General features: G+C 63.7%; 19 protein-coding genes. 3 read left to right on the plus strand and 16 right to left on the minus strand.

The window, feature by feature from the left end:
- Positions 1-172: 172 nt before the first annotated feature.
- The 14 genes from ureG to urtA all read right to left on the minus strand — a co-directional run bounded on the left by ureG (position 173) and on the right by urtA (position 12,074).
- Entirely contained in the window at positions 173-796 is a 624-nt protein-coding gene (ureG, locus tag AC1DW2_RS19795; protein ID WP_014498207.1) for an urease accessory protein UreG, read from the minus strand.
- A gap of 39 nt (positions 797-835) precedes the next feature.
- Entirely contained in the window at positions 836-1,564 is a 729-nt protein-coding gene (locus AC1DW2_RS19800) for an urease accessory protein UreF (protein WP_071916689.1), read from the minus strand.
- Positions 1,545-2,171: an urease accessory protein UreE gene (locus tag AC1DW2_RS19805; protein ID WP_477006997.1), complete on the minus strand. Its 627-nt coding sequence runs from the start codon at positions 2,169-2,171 to the stop codon at positions 1,545-1,547. Before AC1DW2_RS19805 ends, AC1DW2_RS19800 begins: the two co-directional genes overlap by 20 nt.
- A gap of 12 nt (positions 2,172-2,183) precedes the next feature.
- Positions 2,184-2,483, minus strand: coding sequence for a putative quinol monooxygenase (locus AC1DW2_RS19810; RefSeq protein ID WP_477006998.1), 300 nt, complete (start codon positions 2,481-2,483; stop codon positions 2,184-2,186).
- 128 nt (positions 2,484-2,611) lie between these two features.
- Positions 2,612-4,327 carry an urease subunit alpha gene (ureC, locus tag AC1DW2_RS19815; protein WP_247302221.1) on the minus strand — a complete coding sequence of 572 codons (1,716 nt, stop codon included), beginning with the start codon at positions 4,325-4,327 and terminating at the stop codon, positions 2,612-2,614.
- Between the two features lie 34 nt (positions 4,328-4,361).
- The gene (locus tag AC1DW2_RS19820) at positions 4,362-4,901 is read right to left on the minus strand and encodes an HD domain-containing protein (protein ID WP_477006999.1); all 540 of its coding nucleotides are present in this window, start codon (positions 4,899-4,901) and stop codon (positions 4,362-4,364) included.
- 3 nt (positions 4,902-4,904) lie between these two features.
- Positions 4,905-5,210 (minus strand): urease subunit beta, encoded by a 306-nt coding sequence (locus AC1DW2_RS19825; RefSeq protein WP_007599812.1) that lies wholly within the window; start codon positions 5,208-5,210, stop codon positions 4,905-4,907.
- 10 nt (positions 5,211-5,220) lie between these two features.
- On the minus strand, positions 5,221-5,523 hold the full coding sequence (locus AC1DW2_RS19830; protein ID WP_007605424.1) for an urease subunit gamma: 303 nt from the start codon (positions 5,521-5,523) through the stop codon (positions 5,221-5,223).
- Between the two features lie 39 nt (positions 5,524-5,562).
- Complete coding sequence (locus AC1DW2_RS19835) at positions 5,563-6,393, minus strand: urease accessory protein UreD (protein ID WP_477007000.1); 831 nt, start codon at positions 6,391-6,393, stop codon at positions 5,563-5,565.
- A gap of 36 nt (positions 6,394-6,429) precedes the next feature.
- Entirely contained in the window at positions 6,430-7,125 is a 696-nt protein-coding gene (urtE, locus tag AC1DW2_RS19840) for an urea ABC transporter ATP-binding subunit UrtE (protein WP_008131878.1), read from the minus strand.
- Between the two features lie 3 nt (positions 7,126-7,128).
- Complete coding sequence (gene urtD, locus AC1DW2_RS19845; RefSeq protein ID WP_014498216.1) at positions 7,129-7,890, minus strand: urea ABC transporter ATP-binding protein UrtD; 762 nt, start codon at positions 7,888-7,890, stop codon at positions 7,129-7,131.
- A 5-nt stretch (positions 7,891-7,895) separates the two neighbouring features.
- Positions 7,896-9,065, minus strand: a complete 1,170-nt coding sequence (gene urtC / locus AC1DW2_RS19850) for an urea ABC transporter permease subunit UrtC (RefSeq protein WP_477007001.1) — start codon at positions 9,063-9,065, stop codon at positions 7,896-7,898.
- Positions 9,062-10,669 carry an urea ABC transporter permease subunit UrtB gene (gene urtB / locus AC1DW2_RS19855; protein WP_477007002.1) on the minus strand — a complete coding sequence of 536 codons (1,608 nt, stop codon included), beginning with the start codon at positions 10,667-10,669 and terminating at the stop codon, positions 9,062-9,064. The genes urtC and urtB overlap by 4 nt, the downstream gene beginning before the upstream one ends.
- 82 nt (positions 10,670-10,751) lie before the next feature.
- On the minus strand, positions 10,752-12,074 hold the full coding sequence (urtA, locus tag AC1DW2_RS19860; protein WP_063980975.1) for an urea ABC transporter substrate-binding protein: 1,323 nt from the start codon (positions 12,072-12,074) through the stop codon (positions 10,752-10,754).
- A gap of 507 nt (positions 12,075-12,581) precedes the next feature.
- Between urtA and AC1DW2_RS19865 the strand changes: the two genes are divergently transcribed.
- The 3 genes from AC1DW2_RS19865 to AC1DW2_RS19875 all read left to right on the plus strand — a co-directional run bounded on the left by AC1DW2_RS19865 (position 12,582) and on the right by AC1DW2_RS19875 (position 14,944).
- Positions 12,582-14,153: a DEAD/DEAH box helicase gene (locus tag AC1DW2_RS19865; RefSeq protein WP_477007003.1), complete on the plus strand. Its 1,572-nt coding sequence runs from the start codon at positions 12,582-12,584 to the stop codon at positions 14,151-14,153.
- 23 nt (positions 14,154-14,176) lie between these two features.
- Positions 14,177-14,464 carry a translation initiation factor IF-1 gene (gene infA / locus AC1DW2_RS19870; RefSeq protein WP_008131890.1) on the plus strand — a complete coding sequence of 96 codons (288 nt, stop codon included), beginning with the start codon at positions 14,177-14,179 and terminating at the stop codon, positions 14,462-14,464.
- A gap of 267 nt (positions 14,465-14,731) precedes the next feature.
- On the plus strand, positions 14,732-14,944 hold the full coding sequence (locus AC1DW2_RS19875; protein WP_028148374.1) for a cold-shock protein: 213 nt from the start codon (positions 14,732-14,734) through the stop codon (positions 14,942-14,944).
- A 190-nt stretch (positions 14,945-15,134) separates the two neighbouring features.
- Here the strand turns inward: AC1DW2_RS19875 and AC1DW2_RS19880 are convergent, their stop codons facing one another.
- Entirely contained in the window at positions 15,135-15,632 is a 498-nt protein-coding gene (locus tag AC1DW2_RS19880; RefSeq protein ID WP_063980973.1) for a pilus assembly protein N-terminal domain-containing protein, read from the minus strand.
- Positions 15,633-15,789: 157 nt separating this feature from the next.
- Positions 15,790-16,617: a sterol desaturase family protein gene (locus AC1DW2_RS19885; RefSeq protein WP_477007004.1), complete on the minus strand. Its 828-nt coding sequence runs from the start codon at positions 16,615-16,617 to the stop codon at positions 15,790-15,792.
- Positions 16,618-16,853: the final 236 nt, after the last annotated feature.

The following is a 16,853-nucleotide window of genomic DNA, read 5'->3' on the forward strand; positions in this document are numbered from 1 at the left end:
CGCAACTTCGGTCGCCTGAAAAGCTTAATTCGCCCGGCCGATGGTCTGGCCATGAAGGCTTTGCTCCGGGCACCGGAGGTAGTTAATCGCCGTGTCCGAAATTTGTTCCGCGGATGCGGCTTTTGCCCTAGACGTTAACGGCCGAAAACGCCTGCGCCACGTCGTCGCGCCGTCAGCTTGCCCGTTTCAGGCCGCCTTTGGCCTCGATGAAGCCGACGATCTGGTCGAGCCCCTCGCTCTTTTTCAGGTTGGTCATGACGAAGGGGCGCGCCCCGCGCATGCGCCTGGCGTCCGTCTCCATCTTCTCCAGGGAGGCGCCGACATGGGGCGCGAGGTCGATCTTGTTGATGACCAGGAGGTCGGAGCGGGTGATGCCGGGGCCGCCCTTGGACGGGATCTTGTCGCCGGCCGCCACGTCGATGACGTAGATGGTGAGGTCCGCGAGCTCCGGGGAAAAAGTGGCAGCCAGATTGTCGCCGCCGGACTCGATCAGCACGAGGTCGAGCCCGGGGAATTTTGCACGCATGTCGGCGACCGCGGCAAGGTTCATCGAAGCGTCCTCGCGGATCGCGGTGTGCGGGCAGCCGCCGGTCTCGACGCCGGCGATGCGGTCCGGCGTCAGCGAGCCCGAGCGCACGAGGAATTCCGCATCCCATTTGGTGTAGATGTCGTTGGTGATCGCCGCGATGTCATAGCGCTCGCGCATGGTCTTGCAGAGCAGGTCCATCAGCGCGGTCTTGCCCGATCCGACCGGGCCGCCTATTCCGACGCGCAAGGGGCCGTGAGATTTCGACATGTCACTCGCTCTCTCTTGATGGATTAAAGGCCGCACCGCTCACGAGCGAAACAGCCGCGTATATTGCGTCTCGTGCCGCAGGCTGGCGAGATCGGCGCGGAAGGTCGCGCTGCCGAGGTCGTCCAAGGTCGCATTCAACGCACGATTGGCGGTCGCGGCAACGGCGGCTTCCAGCTTCACCAGCACCCGCTGGCTGTCGGTCTGGCCGAGCGGAATGAGGCGGCTCGCCGCCGAAATCCAGTTCGAGACCAGCGCATGCAGGAAGGCGTGCAGCGTCGGCGCCAGCGGCACGCCGTGCACCGCGGCGACCACGCCGACGGCGACAGGATAGATCAGTGCCGTGCGACATGCCGCCACCATGGCATCCAGCCCGTCGGCATCCCACGCGGCGCGGGAGATGTCGATGAAGGCGCGGCCCTGCGAGGTCGTCTCGAGCTGCCGCTCGCGCGACGGCACGAAGGCGGCGGCGAGCTCGGCGATATCGTTCAAGGTGGTGTCTTCGCCCAACTCAGTGGCGCGATAGGCGTGGACCAGGAACGTCGCATCGCAAAAGCCGGAGCCGTCACCCAGCATGGCGTCGAGCCAGTCGGCCAGGGTCGCGGTGTCGGTGATGTCGCCCGCCTCGACCGCCCATTCGATGCCGCTGGAATAGGAGAAGCCGCCGACCGGAAAGGCCGGCGACAGCCACGTCATCAGCCGGTACAGCGCCGCCGCCTCGCGCTCGGCGAGGTCACCGGCACTCACCGGCTCATTTGTGGTCATGAGCATGCTTGTGGCCGTGGTGGTGGTCGGGGTGGTCGCAATGCTCGTCGTGGTGATGGTCGTGGCCACGGTCATGCGCGGCATGATCATGATGCTCGTGGCCGTGATGATCGTGGCCATGATCGTGGTGGTGATGGCCGTGATCATGATGCGCATGGTCGTCGTGGCCATGTGCATGGCCGGCATCGGCGTAAGCGCCGCCTTCGGGATCGAACGGCGCCTCGATCTCGATCACGCGCGCACCGAGGCCTTTCACCATGGCCTCGATGACATGGTCGCGGCGGATGCGCAGGCTCTTGGCCATGATCTGCGTCGGCAAATGACGATTGCCGAGATGCCAGCCGACGCGAATGAGGTGGTGCGGATCGCGGCCGCGGATCTCCAGCAGCGGCTCGGGCGCCGCGACCACTTCGACCAGCCTGCCGTCCTCCAGGACCAACGCATCACCGCCGCGCAGTGCGACGGCATTCTCCAGGTCGAGCAGGAATTCGAGGCCCCGCGTCCCCGTCATCGCCATGCGGCGGCGGTGCCGGTCGTCGAAATCGAGCACCACCGTATCCGCCGGCGTCTCCGTGAAGCCGTGCTGTCCCTTAACCTGCGTCGCCCGGATCATGCTTTTACCCCGTTACCGTGTCTCGACCTTCTCGGGCGTGATCACTTCAATCTTCGGCGGCGCCGTAAAACACTTCACCGCGACGCGGCCGAACGTCTTCATGTGCTCCATGGCACGATGCGGCACCAGCGCCTCGGCGCTCTCCCACTGCTCGACGAACACCATCTTGGCGGGATCGGTGACGCTCTCGTGCAAATCATAGGCGATGTTGCCGGGCTCCCTCCGCGTCTCCTTAATACAGGCGGTGGCGGCCGCAATGAATTCGGCGCGCGTCTCGGGCTTGATGGTCAAGGTGGCAACGACGTAAATCACGAGAAATCCTCCCGGCTTTTCTTCTGAGGTAAGATACCGGGCGGGACCTTAGACCAGGCGGGGTCGAACGCAAAACCGGAAAAGCCACCCCCCGGGCCTGCGCCGGGGGCATGCGTCCAGGCGCTATTTCAGTACATGAAATATCGCTGCGCCATCGGCAGCACCTCGGCGGGCGCGCAGGTGAGCAGTTCGCCGTCGGCGCGCACCTCGTAGGTCTCGGGATCGACCTCGATATTGGGCGTGGCGTCGTTGTGGATCATGCTCTTCTTCGAGATTTTTCCGCGGGTGTTCTGCACCGCATAGAGCTTCTTGTCGATGCCGAGCTTTCGCGCGAGGCCGCCGGTGACCGCCGCCTTCGAGGTGAACACCACGGACGACGCGGTGCGCGCCTTGCCGAAGGCACCGAACATCGGCTGATAGTGCACCGGCTGGGGCGTCGGGATCGAGGCGTTGGGATCGCCCATGGGGGCGGCGACGATCGAGCCGCCCTTGATAATACAGTCCGGCTTGACGCCGAAGAAGGCCGGCGACCACAGCACGAGATCGGCGAGCTTGCCCTTCTCGACCGATCCGATCAGTTTCGACACGCCGTGCGCGATCGCGGGATTGATCGTGTATTTGGCGATGTAGCGCTTGACGCGGAAATTGTCGTTGTCCTTGCCTTTGTCCTCGGCGAGCGACCCGCGCTGCTTCTTCATCTTGTCCGCAGTCTGCCATGTCCGGATGATGACCTCGCCGAGGCGGCCCATGGCCTGCGAGTCCGAGGACATCATCGAGAGCGCGCCGAGATCGTGCAGAATGTCTTCGGCGGCGATGGTTTCCTTGCGGATGCGGCTCTCCGCAAACGCGAGGTCTTCCGCGATCGAGGGATCGAGATGGTGGCACACCATCAGCATGTCCAGATGCTCGTCGATGGTGTTGCGGGTGAAGGGCCGCGTCGGGTTGGTCGAGGACGGCAGCACATTCTTCAGCCCCGCGACCTTGATGATGTCGGGGGCGTGACCGCCGCCGGCGCCCTCGGTGTGGAAGGCGTGGATGGTACGGCCCTTGAAGGCCTTGATCGTATCCTCGACGAAGCCGGATTCGTTCAGCGTGTCGGAATGCAGCATGACCTGGACGTCGTAATCGTCGGCCACCGACAGGCAGTTGTCGATCGCAGCCGGCGTGGTGCCCCAGTCCTCGTGCAGCTTCAGCGCGCAGGCGCCGCCCTTGATCATCTCGACCAGGGCGGCGGGCCGCGACGCGTTACCCTTGCCGGAGATGCCGAGATTGACCGGGAAGGCGTCGAACGACTGGATCATCCGCCCCATGTGCCACGGTCCCGGCGTGCAGGTGGTGGCGAACGTGCCGTGCGAGGGACCGGTGCCGCCGCCGAGCATCGAGGTGACGCCAGACATCAGCGCGTGCTCGATCTGCTGCGGACAGATGAAATGGATGTGGCTGTCGAAGCCGCCGGCGGTGAGGATTTTTCCTTCGCCCGCGATCACGTCGGTGCCGGGGCCGACGATGATGGTGACGCCCGGCTGGATGTCGGGATTGCCGGCCTTGCCGATCGCCGAAATCATGCCGTCCTTGATCGCAACGTCGGCCTTCACGATGCCCCAGTGGTCGACGATCAGCGCATTAGTGATGACGGTGTCGGCCGCGCCCTGCTTGTTGGTGACCTGCGACTGCCCCATGCCGTCGCGGATCACCTTGCCGCCGCCGAACTTCACCTCCTCGCCGTAGGTGGTGAAATCCTTCTCGACCTCGATGATGAGATCGGTGTCGGCCAACCGGACCTTGTCGCCGGTGGTCGGGCCGAACATGTCGGCATAGACGGAACGCTTTATTTTGACGGACATCATAAGCCCCGTTTGCGTTTGAATTTTTGGTTGTTCACAGCGAAGCCCTCGCTGCGCTTACGGCATCGTCGAATTTTGCATCGAGCCACGAATTGCCGCCACGGCATCCGGCGACGACCTGCTCAGCCCAGCCCGTGTAGTCGGCGAGATCGTCGCGCTCTTCGGCGGACGGGTCGGAATGAATGCGCGCGCCGATATTGCTAATCTTGTCGGCGATCTTGATCAGTTTGGCGCCGGCCGTCTTCTTCGGTGCATCGACGATCTGCCGGCGTCGCCGCTCTGGTTTGGGCAGGCTCATGTCGTCCGTACATTCAACGACGAGGGAGGCGACGCGGTCCGAGAATTTCCGCGCAAGTTCCTCGCGCGTCGTCTCGGTGTCCTCGATCGCATCATGCAACCACCCGGCCGCCACAAGCTCGGCATCGGCGCCATCTGTCGCTACCGCAAGCAGGTTCGCGACCTCGGCGAGATGATTGATGTATGGCTCGTTCCCCCGCCCCTTGCGCGCCATCCCGTTATGCCGGCGCGCGGCAAGCTCAGCAGCTTCCGAGATGAGGCGGACGGCGGGCAGCATGCCTCACAGCTTCCCCATCACGTCGCCACGGAAACCGTAGATCGTTTTCTTCCCCGCCACGGCGACGAGCTGGACGTCGCGGGTCTGGCCGGGCTCGAAGCGGACGGCGGTGCCGGCGGCGATGTCGAGGCGCATGCCGCGGGCTTTCTTGCGGTCGAACTTCAGCGCCGGGTTGGTCTCGAAGAAATGGTAGTGCGAGCCGACCTGGATCGGGCGGTCGCCGGTGTTGGCGACCGTCAGCGTCACGGTCTTGCGGCCGGCATTGAGCTCGATCTCGCCGTCCTGGATGAAGAGTTCGCCGGGGATCATGCTCTCGCTCCTACCTGATCGGCTCGTGCACGGTGACGAGCTTGGTGCCGTCCGGAAAGGTCGCCTCGACCTGGATGTCGTGGATCATCTCGGGAATGCCCGGCATCACCTGGTCGCGGGTGAGGACCTGCGCGCCGGACTGCATCAGCTCAGCGACGGTGCGGCCGTCGCGCGCGCCTTCGAGGATGAAGTCGGAGATGATCGCGATCGCCTCGGGATGGTTGAGCTTGACGCCGCGATCCAGCCGGCGGCGGGCGACGATGGCCGCCATCGAGATCAGAAGCTTGTCCTTTTCGCGGGGAGACAGGTTCATGCAGCATCTCTTCCGTTCAATGCATCAATTCAGCAGCCATCAACTCAGCCACAGCCGCGGCAGCGCCGCGCCGGTCCGCGCCAGCACCGCCATCATGTCGGCGCGCAAGCGCGCGGCATCTTGGGCACAGAACCGCGCCATTGCAAAGCCATTCCAGGCGGAGATTCCAACCTCGCCGGCGAATGACTCCGAGGCCTCGCGAATACGCTCGATCAGCGGCTCGTCGCCGGGAACGATCAGCGCCGTACCGATCGCGGCACCGCCCTTGGCCACCGCCGATCGCCCAAGTTTTGCACCGATATTGCCGTCGAGCCTGACAGTTTCGGCGAACACCAGCTTGCCCCCACGACGCAGCCGCCAGCGATCAACGAACTCGCCCTGCTCCATCCGCTCGCCCATGGCGGTGCGGCCGAACACGACGATCTCGCAAAGCAGAAGCGAGGCGGCCTCGTCGAGCTCGATATCGAAACGACGATGGACCCGGGCGCGATCAAACAAGATCGTCTCCTGGGGCAACCAGCCGAGATGCGCGCCTGCGGCGACCTTCAAGGCGATATTGAGCTGCGCCGCCGCCCCTGGCGCGCGATAGACCTTCTCGGCCGCCGCCGTGGTCAATGTCAGGCGCGAGCCCTGGCCTGCCGCGATCTCGATGTCAAAACTGTCTCCGCCGGCAACGCCACCAGCCGTGTTGACGAACACGCCGGAGAGCCCCTCGCCCTCCGGCGAGGGAAAGCGCACGCGCAGGGAGCCGGACTCATGCAAGACGCCACGCCGCGTCACGCCATCGCGGGCATGGACGTCGAAGCGCACCGCGCCGCGGGCGCGGTTCGCCTCGAAAACCGAAGATGTCGTTAAAGCGTCGCTGCGCATCCGTCTCCCCAGCCGGCCGCGGCAAAAATTTTCGGATTACAGCGCCATCTGGCGGCTGATTTCGGCCGGATCGAGATTGGATCGGTCGCAGGAGAACTTCACCGCGCCGCGATCCATCACGGCGAAACTGTCGCCGAGTTCGCAGGCAAAGTCGAGATATTGTTCGACCAGCACGATGGCGATGTTGCCGAGGTTACGCAGATACGAGATGGCGCGACCGATGTCCTTGATGATCGACGGTTGGATGCCCTCGGTCGGCTCGTCGAGCAGGAGCAGCTTTGGCCGCATCACCAGCGCACGCCCGATCGCGAGCTGCTGCTGCTGGCCGCCGGAGAGGTCGCCGCCGCGCCGGCCGAGCATGGATTGCAGGACCGGGAACAGCGAGAACACGTCGTCCGGGATGTGCTTGTCCTCGCGCTTGAGCGGACCGAAGCCGGTCTTGAGGTTCTCCTCGACCGTCAGAAGAGGAAATATCTCGCGGCCCTGCGGCACGAAGCCGATGCCCTTGCGCGCTCGCTCGTAGGGCTTGAGCCCGGTGATGTCGCTGCCGTCGAGCACGATCGCGCCGGAGGAGATCGGATACTGGCCGACCATGGCGCGCAACAGCGAGGTCTTGCCGACGCCGTTGCGCCCGAGCACGCAGGTGACCTTGCCGGGCTCTGCGGCGATGGAGACGCCGCGCAGCGCCTGCGCCGCGCCGTAGAACAGGTTGATGTCCTTGACCTCAAGCATCGCTCAGCGCCCCAGATAGACTTCGATGACCCGCTCGTTGGACGAGACCTGGTCGATGGTTCCTTCCGCAAGCACGGTGCCTTCATGCAGGCAGGTGACCTTGACGCCGAGCTCGCGCACGAACGTCATGTCGTGCTCGACGACCATCACGGTGTGGGTCTTGTTGATCTCTTTCAGCAGCTCGGCGGTGAGATGCGTCTCGACGTCGGTCATGCCCGCGACGGGCTCGTCGACGAGCAGCAGCTTCGGATCCTGCGCCAGCAGCATGCCGATCTCGAGCCACTGCTTCTGACCGTGGCTGAGGCTGCCGGCGAGCCGGTTGCGGGCGTCGGTGAGGCGGATCGTCTCCAGCACCTTGTCGATGCGCTCCGATTCCGCCCTGCTGCCGCGCCAGAACAGCGTGCCCTTGACGCTGTGGTCGACATTGAGCGCGAGCAGGAGATTGTCCTGCACGGTCTGGCTCTCGAACACGGTCGGCTTCTGGAATTTGCGGCCGATGCCGAGCTCGGCGATGCGGGTCTCGTCCAGACGCGTCAAATCGGTGACGCCGTCGAACAGCACCGTGCCCTCGTCGGGCTTGGTCTTGCCGGTGATGATGTCCATCATCGTGGTCTTGCCGGCGCCGTTCGGGCCGATGATGGCGCGCATCTCGCCGGGCGCGAGCGTCAGCGACAGATTGTTGATGGCGTGGAAGCCGTCGAACGAGACGTGCACGCCGTCGAGATAGAGCATCGCGGAGGTCGCGCGGGTGTCCATCACGTTCATTGCGCCTACTCCGCCATCTTGGGTTCGGTGACGCCATCTTCGGCCGCGGCGCTCGCGCTGGTCGCCGCGGTGCGTTTTTCTTTGGACGACTCCCACCAGGCATTGAAGGTGCCGACGATGCCCTTCGGCAGCAGCAGCGTCACCAGGATGAACAGCGCGCCCAGCATGAACAGCCAGTAGGGCGCGAGCATGCCCGAGGTGAAGAACGTTTTTGCATAGTTGACGACGACGGCGCCGAGTGCCGCGCCGATCAGCGTACCGCGGCCGCCGACCGCGACCCAGATCACCGCCTCGATCGAATTGCCGGGTGCGAACTCGCTCGGGTTGATGATGCCGACCTGGGGCACATAGAGCGCACCGGCAACGCCGGCCATGCAGGCCGACAACGTGAACACGAACAGCTTGTAGGATTCGACGCGGTAACCGAGGAACCGGCTGCGCGATTCCGCGTCGCGGATTGCGATCAGAACCTTGCCGAGCTTGGAGGACACGACGGAGCGGCAGATCAGGAAGCTCAGGATCAGCGCCAGGCAGCTCAGCGCAAACAGCGCGGCACGGGTGCCCTCGGCCTGCACGTTGAAGCCGAGGATGTCCTTGAAGTCGGTCAGGCCGTTGTTGCCGCCGAAGCCGAAATCATTGCGGAAGAAGGCGAGCAGCAGCGCATAGGTCATCGCCTGCGTGATGATCGACAGGTACACGCCGGTGACGCGGGAGCGGAAGGCGAGCCAGCCGAAGCAGAAGGCAAGCAGGCCGGGCACGACCAGCACCATCAGTGCTGCGAACCAGAGCATGTCGAAGCCGTACCAGTACCAGGGCAGCTTCGAGTAGTTCAGGAACACCATGAAGTCGGGCAGGATCGGGTTGCCGTAGACGCCGCGGGTGCCGATCTGCCGCATCAGGTACATGCCCATCGCGTAGCCGCCGAGCGCGAAGAAGGCGCCGTGGCCGAGCGAGAGGATGCCGCAATAGCCCCAGATCAGGTCGATCGAGAGCGCGAGGATCGCGTAGCAGACATATTTGCCCCAGAGCGCGACCAGATAGGTCGGCACCTGCAGGACCGAGCCCGCGGGCAGCAGCAGGTTGGAGAGCGGGATGAGGATGCCGCAGGCCGCGACGATGGCGAGAAAGATCGTCGCGCCGCGGTCCAGCGACCTGGTCAGCATGTGGGGGGTCATGCTTCCACCGCACGGCCCTTGAGCGCGAACAGGCCGCGCGGCCGCTTTTGRATGAACAGGATGATGAGAACGAGGATGGCGATCTTGCCGAGCACGGCGCCGGCGACCGGCTCCAGGAATTTGTTGGCGATGCCGAGCGTGAAGGCGCCGACCAGCGTGCCCCAGAGATTGCCGACGCCGCCGAACACCACGACCATGAAGCTGTCGATGATGTAGCTCTGACCGAGATTGGGGCTGACATTGTCGATCTGCGACAGCGCCACGCCCGCGATGCCGGCAATACCGGAGCCGAGACCGAAGGTCAGCGCGTCGACGCGCGAGGTGGCGATGCCCATCGAGGCCGCCATGCGGCGGTTCTGCGTCACCGCGCGCATCTCGAGGCCAAGCGCGGTATAGCGAAGCATCGCCAGCAAAATCGCGAACACCGCGAGCGTGAAGACGAGGATCCAGAGCCGGTTATAGGTGATGGTGATCTGGCCGAGCTCGAACGCGCCGCTCATCCAGGAGGGATTTCCGACCTCGCGGTTGGTCGGGCCGAACATGGTGCGGACCGCCTGCTGGAGCACCAGCGACAGGCCCCAGGTCGCCAGCAGCGTCTCCAGCGGACGGCCATAGAGGAAACGGATGATGCTTCGCTCGATCAGCACGCCGATGCCGCCGGCAACGAGGAAGGCGAGCGGCACGGCGATCAGCAAGGAATAGTCGAACAGGCCGGGATAGCGGGTGCGGATCACCTCCTGCACCACGAAGGTGGTGTAGGCGCCGATCATCACCATCTCGCCATGCGCCATGTTGATGACGCCCATCACACCGAAGGTGATGGCGAGCCCGATCGCGGCGAGCAGCAGCACCGAGCCGAGCGAGAGGCCGTACCAGGCATTCTGCACCGTGGACCAGACCGCGAGCGAGCCCTGGATCGAGCTGATTGCGCTCGCAGCGGCCTTGGTCACCGAGGCCGGCTGATCGCCCATGCCTGTCAGCAACGCCATCGCCTCCTGGTCGCCGCGCGCCTTGAGGGTCGCGACCGCCTCGAGCTTCTCGACCTCGGTGGCATCGGACTTGAACAGCAGGATCGCGGCGCGGGCATCGCCGAGTGCGGCCTTGACCGATTTGCTGGTTTCCTTGGCGAGCGCGGCATCGACCGGCTCGAGCGCAGTCTCCTCGTGCGACTTGAAGACGGATTGCGCCGCCTGGAGGCGCGTTCCGACATCCGGCGACTGGAGCGTCAGGCTGCCGATCGCAGCGTCGACGCTGCGGCGCAGGCGGTTGTTGAGGCGCACCGCGCTGGCGCTGTCGGGAACGCTGGCGACGGGCTCGCCGGTCGCAGCATCGATCGACTTGCCGTCGGCACCGGTGACGTAAACCTTCTTGCTATCAGGGTCGGCCATGAGGCGACCGTCCTGGAGCGCGCTGATGATGGGGAAAGCCAGCTTGTTGCCGCTGCTCGCGACGACGCCGATCGCCTCATCGGTGTCGGAGAAATCGTCATTGGCGAATTTGGCGACCGCATCCTCGAACGGACCGGCAAAGGCCGGCAGTGCGAACGCGATCAGGAACAACGAGAGGACAAAGGTACAGAGACGAGCGGACAAATTGGTTGGCACTTTGAATCACCCCGGCAGAAGTGGGGAGAAGGCGGCGGAATAGCCGCCTCCTCCCGTCGTGCAATGAACCGACAGATCGGGATCAGGAGCCCGAGCCGAGGCACTTGTTGGTCTTGGTGTTGAAGTTGCCGCACTTCTTGCCGACCCAGTCGCCGACCAGGTCCTTGGAGCCATCGAGCTCCTTCGACCAGGCGTCGCCTGCGACAAGACCCGGGGTCTTCCACACCACGTCGAACTGGCCGTTGGCTTTGATTTCGCCAATGAACACCGGCTTGGTGATGTGATGGTTCGGAAGCATCTTGGAGGTGCCGCCGGTCAGGTTCTTGGCTTCGATGCCGGGCAGCGCGTCGATCACCTTGTCCGGATCGGTCGACTTCACCTTCTCGACCGCCTTGACCCACATGTCGAAACCGATGACGTGGGCTTCCATCGGATCGTTGGTCACGCGCTTCGGGTTCTTGGTGTAGGTCTGCCAGGCCTTGATGAACTTCTCGTTCTCGGGCGACTTGATCGACTGGAAGTAGTTCCAGGCGGCGAGATGACCGAGCAGCGGCTTGGTGTCGATGCCGGCGAGCTCTTCCTCACCCACCGAGAACGCGACCACCGGGATGTCCTTGGCCTTGATGCCCTGGTTGCCGAGCTCCTTGTAGAAGGGAACGTTGGCGTCGCCGTTGATGGTCGAAACCACCGCGGTCTTCTTGCCGGCCGAGCCGAACTTCTTGATGTCGGCCACGATCGTCTGCCAGTCGGAGTGACCGAACGGCGTGTAGTTGATCATGATGTCTTCCTGGGCGACACCCTTCGACTTCAGGTAGGCCTCCAGGATCTTGTTGGTGGTGCGCGGATAGACGTAGTCGGTGCCCGCGAGCACCCAGCGCTTCACCTTCTCGTCCTTCATCAGATAGTCGACGGCGGGGATCGCCTGCTGGTTCGGCGCAGCACCCGTGTAGAACACGTTGCGCTCGCTCTCCTCGCCCTCATACTGCACGGGGTAGAACAGGATGCTGTTCAGCTCCTTGAAGACCGGGAGCACGGACTTGCGCGACACCGAGGTCCAGCAGCCGAACACGACCGCGACCTTGTCCTTGGTGATCAGCTCGCGCGCCTTTTCGGCGAACAGCGGCCAGTTCGAGGCAGGGTCGACCACGACGGCTTCGAGCTTCTTGCCGTTGACGCCACCCTTCTTGTTCTGCTCGTCGATGAGGAAGAGGATGGTGTCCTTTAGCGTGGTTTCGCTGATGGCCATGGTGCCGGAGAGAGAATGAAGGACGCCGACCTTGATGGTGTCGTCCGCGGCCTTGGCGCCGGTCAATGAAGCCAGACCCATCATCAGTCCGGCGGTCGCGGCGAGAACGCCACGGCGGCTAAATGACGCCGCTATATCGTGAGTGGATTTGTTAAGCATGGATGTATCATCTCCCTAACGCAGACGTGAAAAAGACGCTGCGAAACGGCCCCACGGCCGCCTGCGATTAACAGAATCGCAAGAACCATGCCATGGGCTGAGCACATGCCAACCTATTGGTCAGGCTAGATAATTTTGCTGCAATCCAACTTTCGCCGCACTCCGATTGCTCAAATCTTGGGCGAATAAAATGTATGCCAATGCGGCAGACAGGTTGTTTTTTGAGCAAAACAGCAACCCTGTCTAAATTTCCGGCATAACTATTTCTGCACTGCAATCGCGGTTTGAGGCCGCGTTGCCTTGAAACCGCCCCCTGAATGTTCCATATGGAGGTTCGAGACCTCTTGCGAATCAAGGGGTCGTAGCGAGCCGCGTGTTCTTAAGCCCTTTCCGGGCCTCTGGCTTGCCCCATCCCATCAAGCCATCCGACACCCCAAACACGCAGGTGTCCATTCGACACCCTTATTGCGCGTGCCCCGCTGATTGCGCCGGGCGCTCGCTTTCGACATGGAAAGAACCCATCTTTTGACTTCCTTTCAGGACTTCGGCCTTGCCGAACCCATCGCGCGTGCTCTCGCCGAAGAGAATTACGTCACTCCCACCCCCATCCAGGCCCAGACGATTCCCACGGCGCTGACCGGCCGCGACGTCGTCGGCATCGCCCAGACCGGCACCGGCAAGACCGCGTCCTTCGCGCTGCCGATCCTGCACCGCCTGCTCGAGAACCGGATCAAGCCGCAGCCCAAGACCTGCCGCGTGCTGGTGCTCTCGCCCACCCGCGAGCTGTCCGGCCAGATCCTCGACAGTTTCAACGCCTACGGCCGCCACATCCGGCTGTCCTCGACACTCGCCATCGGCGGCGTGCCGATGGGCCGCCAGGTTCGCGCGCTGATGCCCGGCCTCGAGGTTTTGGTGGCGACCCCCGGCCGGCTGCTCGACCTCGTGCAGAGCAACGGACTGAAGCTTGGAAGCGTCGAATTCCTCGTGCTCGACGAGGCCGACCGCATGCTCGACATGGGCTTCATCAACGACATCCGCAAAATCGTCGCCAAGCTGCCGATCAAGCGGCAGACGCTGTTCTTCTCGGCCACCATGCCGAAGGACATCGCCGAGCTCGCCGACGCGATGCTGCGGGATCCCGCCCGCGTTGCGGTCACCCCGGTGTCCTCGACCGCCGAGCGGATCAACCAGCGCATCATCCAGGTCGATTTCTCGGCCAAGCCCGCCTTCCTGACCAAGCTCCTGAAGGACGAGCCGGTCAATCGCGCGCTGGTCTTCACCCGCACCAAGCATGGTGCCGACAAGGTCGTGAAGACACTTGAGAAGGCTGGCATCGCCGCCAGCGCCATTCATGGCAACAAGTCGCAGAACCATCGCGAGCGGACGCTCGCCCAGTTCCGTTCCGGCGAGATCCGCACCCTGGTCGCCACCGACATCGCTGCCCGCGGTATCGATGTCGACGGCATCAGCCACGTCATCAATTTCGACCTGCCCAACGTGCCCGAGACCTATGTGCACCGCATCGGGCGCACCGCGCGCGCCGGCGCCGAGGGGACCGCGATCTCGCTGGTCGCCGGCGGCGAGGAACTCAGCTATCTCCGCGACATCGAGCGGCTGATCAAGGTAACGCTATCGCGTGAGGATCACCGCACCGATGCCGGGCGCCGCGATGCGGGCCCGCCCCCGCCGCAGCAACGACAGGGCCGGCCCGGCCGCCCGGGCCAGCGTCCGCAAGGCGCAAGGCATGGTGAGGGACGTCACACTGACGGACGACGCACCGACGAAAGGCATGCCGACGGACGCCACCATAGCGCCGCCAAGCATGGCGACGGAAGGCCCGGCGAAGGTCGGCACGGTGACGGAAGGCATGTTGACGGACGTCCCGGTGGTAGCCAGAAGGTCTCGAAGGGGTCTCGCCGCCAACGGTCCGGTGGTAAGACGCATTCTTCCCCAACCGAGCGCCCGGAACAGCGTTCCGCGCATAGCGCCGGCAAGCCCGATGGGATACAAGGCGTGGCCTTTTTACGCCGCGAGAGTCGGCCGATGGGCCAACCGACCCGCAAACCCTATTCGCACTAGCCGTCCACGACCTGGAGAAATTCATGGCTAAGGAAGAGCTGATCCAGTTCGAAGGACTGGTCACCGAAATCCTCCCCGACGCGCGCTACCGCGTGCAGCTCGACGCCGGGCACGAGATCGTCGCCTACACCGCCGGCAAGATGAAGAAGAACCGCATCAAGACGCTGGCGGGTGACCGCGTGACCGTGGAAATGTCGCCCTACGACCTCGAGAAGGGCCGGCTGATTTTCCGCCACAAGGACGAACGTCCGAGTGGCGTGGGCGGGCCTCCCCGTCCCGGACAGCGCGGTGGCCAGTTCCGCCGCCGCTGATCCGCTTCCGGCATCTCGGCTGCGAAAGTAAAATTCTGACCTGTATGCTGATCCGCCGTGTCGATCGCGGCGGATCAAAAAATCGTGCACGTCAGGATTGTTTTGGTGCCTTAATTCCAATAAAATCACTCATCGATTTTCGGCCGGACGACATTGGCATCCACCGGTACAGCCGGTTCAGACACGCTGACGACCCTTCCAGAAACTCGATCTAACCCGCCTGCGAAAGTAGGCTTCGACACTGCACATCTGAGAAGGAACTACCCCGTGAGCATGGGAACCGTGAAGTGGTTTAACGCGACCAAGGGCTTTGGCTTCATCCAGCCCGACGATGGCGGCCAGGACGTCTTCGTACACATCAGCGCCGTCGAGCGCGCCGGTCTCGGCACGCTGCGTGAAGGTCAGAAGGTCTCTTACGAGATCGTGGCCGACCGTCGTTCCGGCAAGTCGGCAGCGGACAACCTCCGCGCCGCCGGTTGAGCCCAAGGGCCTTTGGCCCGGACGGCTCTAGCGAGCAAGCAAAAGGAAAAGGCCGTGCGCAACGCACGGCCTTTTTTCATGTCCGAAAGAGCGGATGGACTCAGCAGGTCGTACCGGCCGCATCCGCGCTGTCGTAGACGCAACTGGACAACGCGTCGCTCTTGCCAGTTCGTCTTGCGAGCTCGTCTTGCTAGTTCGTTTTGGCGGCCGCGCCGGCGTTGCCGCTGGCGTTGTTGCTCAACGAACCGGCCTGGCTCATCGTGTTGTTGAAATAGTTGTCGCTGTCGCCGAGCGTCACGCGGCGCTGACACAGCGGCATGCAGCTGTAGGACTCGCGCTCTACCCCGCGATAGACGGTGACGAGCCGGTCGCTCGGACCTTCGACCTGGATCTGACGGTCGACCAGGATCTCACCGCCCCGGTCGAGCGCGATGAAATTGGTGGCACCGTAGCCCTTCCCGGTCACGACGATCATGCCGCCGGGCTGGAGCGTGACGTCGGCGATCAGGGGATTGCCGACCACGATGGTCGCCACCTTGCCGGGCAGCCGGACCAGCTTGGCCTGGTCGACATTGACGGCGATGGTGTCGGCGGTCGCCTCGGCAAGGCTGGCGGCCGGCGATGCCAGCACCGCAGCCGCAACCAGAAGACAAACGCGCGCATGACGGCGCAGCAACTCTTTACGCATACTCTTACCCCCGGGACGTCACAAACCGGCAGAAGCGATTCGATACACAGCGGAGCCGGTGCCCGACCCGGCTAACCTGCCCTTAATTCGTGAACGTTCCGCAAACTCGCCGACTATTGTTTGAACGGACTGGCGCTTTGCTGCCTCAGAAGATCCCTTACTGGCGGAACGGATAGGCGAGCTGGCCCCCGATCTCCTTCGGCATGGTCGCTTCGTCCTTGCCGTAGTCCTGCGGCAGTTTCCCCTCCGGCATGCGGAAGGTGCCGAACAGCACGTCCCAGATCGGAAACGTCCCGGCAAAATTGGTGTCACCGCCCTCTTCGAGCCCGGTGTGGTGCCAGCGGTGGAACACCGGCGTCGCCAGCACATATTTGAACGGCCCGAAGGTCCAGTTCAGGTTGGCGTGCACGAAGGCCGAATGGAAGGTGGTGAACGGACCGAGCCAGATCATGACGTTCGGGGAGATGCCGGCCATCAGCAGCACGACGTCGACGCCGATCGTCCCGAGCATGAGATTGACGGGATGGAAGCGGGCCGCGGAAATCCACCCGATCTCCTCCGACGAATGATGGATGGCGTGGTACTTCCAGAATCCGCCGTCGTGGAACAGCCGGTGCAGCCAGTACAACATGAAGTCAGACAGCACCAGGAACAGTATGGCCTGTACCCACAGCGGCAACTGCGCCAGCGGGCCATGGCCGTTGTCGTAGAAGGCGATCAGGTCGTCGGCATCGTGGATGTTGAAGACGGCACCGGCACCGACGATCAGGAGTCCGATCCGCATGGTGCGGGCGAACACCGGAACGAAGAACCAGTAGCAGATGTCGGTGAGGATCTCGCGCTTGCGCCACCACGGCGCGCCGGGATTGCAGGCCCAGAAATGCTCGAGCACGGTGAAGACCGCCGCGAGCACGAAGGTGACGGGGACCATCTTCTGGATGGTCTCGCCGAGCATCAAGGCGACTTGCATGGGCAGGCTCGACATCGTCGCCTCTCTTCCAAACTTCTGATCCCGCTTAGGCCTACTCCCCGAAATTTAAGGGAGGGTGAAGTCCACGGCGCGCTTGGGGCGCATTTGGAACAGGAAGAATTTCGATTGCGTCCTTAAGGCCAAATTCACTCTGGGCAAAAGCATCGGGCTGGAAGCGGGTTTGCCCGATCGAATTAACTCTACCGAAAGAGCTCGGATCTCATGTTTATCGCGTCAAGCACAGCGCCGAA

Source organism: Bradyrhizobium sp. P3_C3, from assembly GCF_056402655.1.

What these genes read in the sequence shown, in the direction of transcription:
- AC1DW2_RS19825 (WP_007599812.1), bottom strand. Translation starts at nt 5,210, where the DNA reads ATGATCCCCGGCGAACTCTTCATCCAGGACGGCGAGATCGAGCTCAAT.
- ureC (WP_247302221.1), bottom strand. Translation starts at nt 4,327, where the DNA reads ATGTCCGTCAAAATAAAGCGTTCCGTCTATGCCGACATGTTCGGCCCG.
- infA (WP_008131890.1), top strand. Translation starts at nt 14,177, where the DNA reads ATGGCTAAGGAAGAGCTGATCCAGTTCGAAGGACTGGTCACCGAAATC.
- urtD (WP_014498216.1), bottom strand. Translation starts at nt 7,890, where the DNA reads ATGAACGTGATGGACACCCGCGCGACCTCCGCGATGCTCTATCTCGAC.
- urtA (WP_063980975.1), bottom strand. Translation starts at nt 12,074, where the DNA reads ATGCTTAACAAATCCACTCACGATATAGCGGCGTCATTTAGCCGCCGT.
- AC1DW2_RS19820 (WP_477006999.1), bottom strand. Translation starts at nt 4,901, where the DNA reads ATGCTGCCCGCCGTCCGCCTCATCTCGGAAGCTGCTGAGCTTGCCGCG.
- AC1DW2_RS19865 (WP_477007003.1), top strand. Translation starts at nt 12,582, where the DNA reads ATGGAAAGAACCCATCTTTTGACTTCCTTTCAGGACTTCGGCCTTGCC.
- urtE (WP_008131878.1), bottom strand. Translation starts at nt 7,125, where the DNA reads ATGCTTGAGGTCAAGGACATCAACCTGTTCTACGGCGCGGCGCAGGCG.
- urtC (WP_477007001.1), bottom strand. Translation starts at nt 9,065, where the DNA reads ATGACCCCCCACATGCTGACCAGGTCGCTGGACCGCGGCGCGACGATC.
- AC1DW2_RS19885 (WP_477007004.1), bottom strand. Translation starts at nt 16,617, where the DNA reads ATGTCGAGCCTGCCCATGCAAGTCGCCTTGATGCTCGGCGAGACCATC.
- AC1DW2_RS19880 (WP_063980973.1), bottom strand. Translation starts at nt 15,632, where the DNA reads ATGCGTAAAGAGTTGCTGCGCCGTCATGCGCGCGTTTGTCTTCTGGTT.
- AC1DW2_RS19800 (WP_071916689.1), bottom strand. Translation starts at nt 1,564, where the DNA reads ATGCTCATGACCACAAATGAGCCGGTGAGTGCCGGTGACCTCGCCGAG.
- AC1DW2_RS19835 (WP_477007000.1), bottom strand. Translation starts at nt 6,393, where the DNA reads ATGCGCAGCGACGCTTTAACGACATCTTCGGTTTTCGAGGCGAACCGC.
- ureG (WP_014498207.1), bottom strand. Translation starts at nt 796, where the DNA reads ATGTCGAAATCTCACGGCCCCTTGCGCGTCGGAATAGGCGGCCCGGTC.
- AC1DW2_RS19805 (WP_477006997.1), bottom strand. Translation starts at nt 2,171, where the DNA reads ATGATCCGGGCGACGCAGGTTAAGGGACAGCACGGCTTCACGGAGACG.
- AC1DW2_RS19830 (WP_007605424.1), bottom strand. Translation starts at nt 5,523, where the DNA reads ATGAACCTGTCTCCCCGCGAAAAGGACAAGCTTCTGATCTCGATGGCG.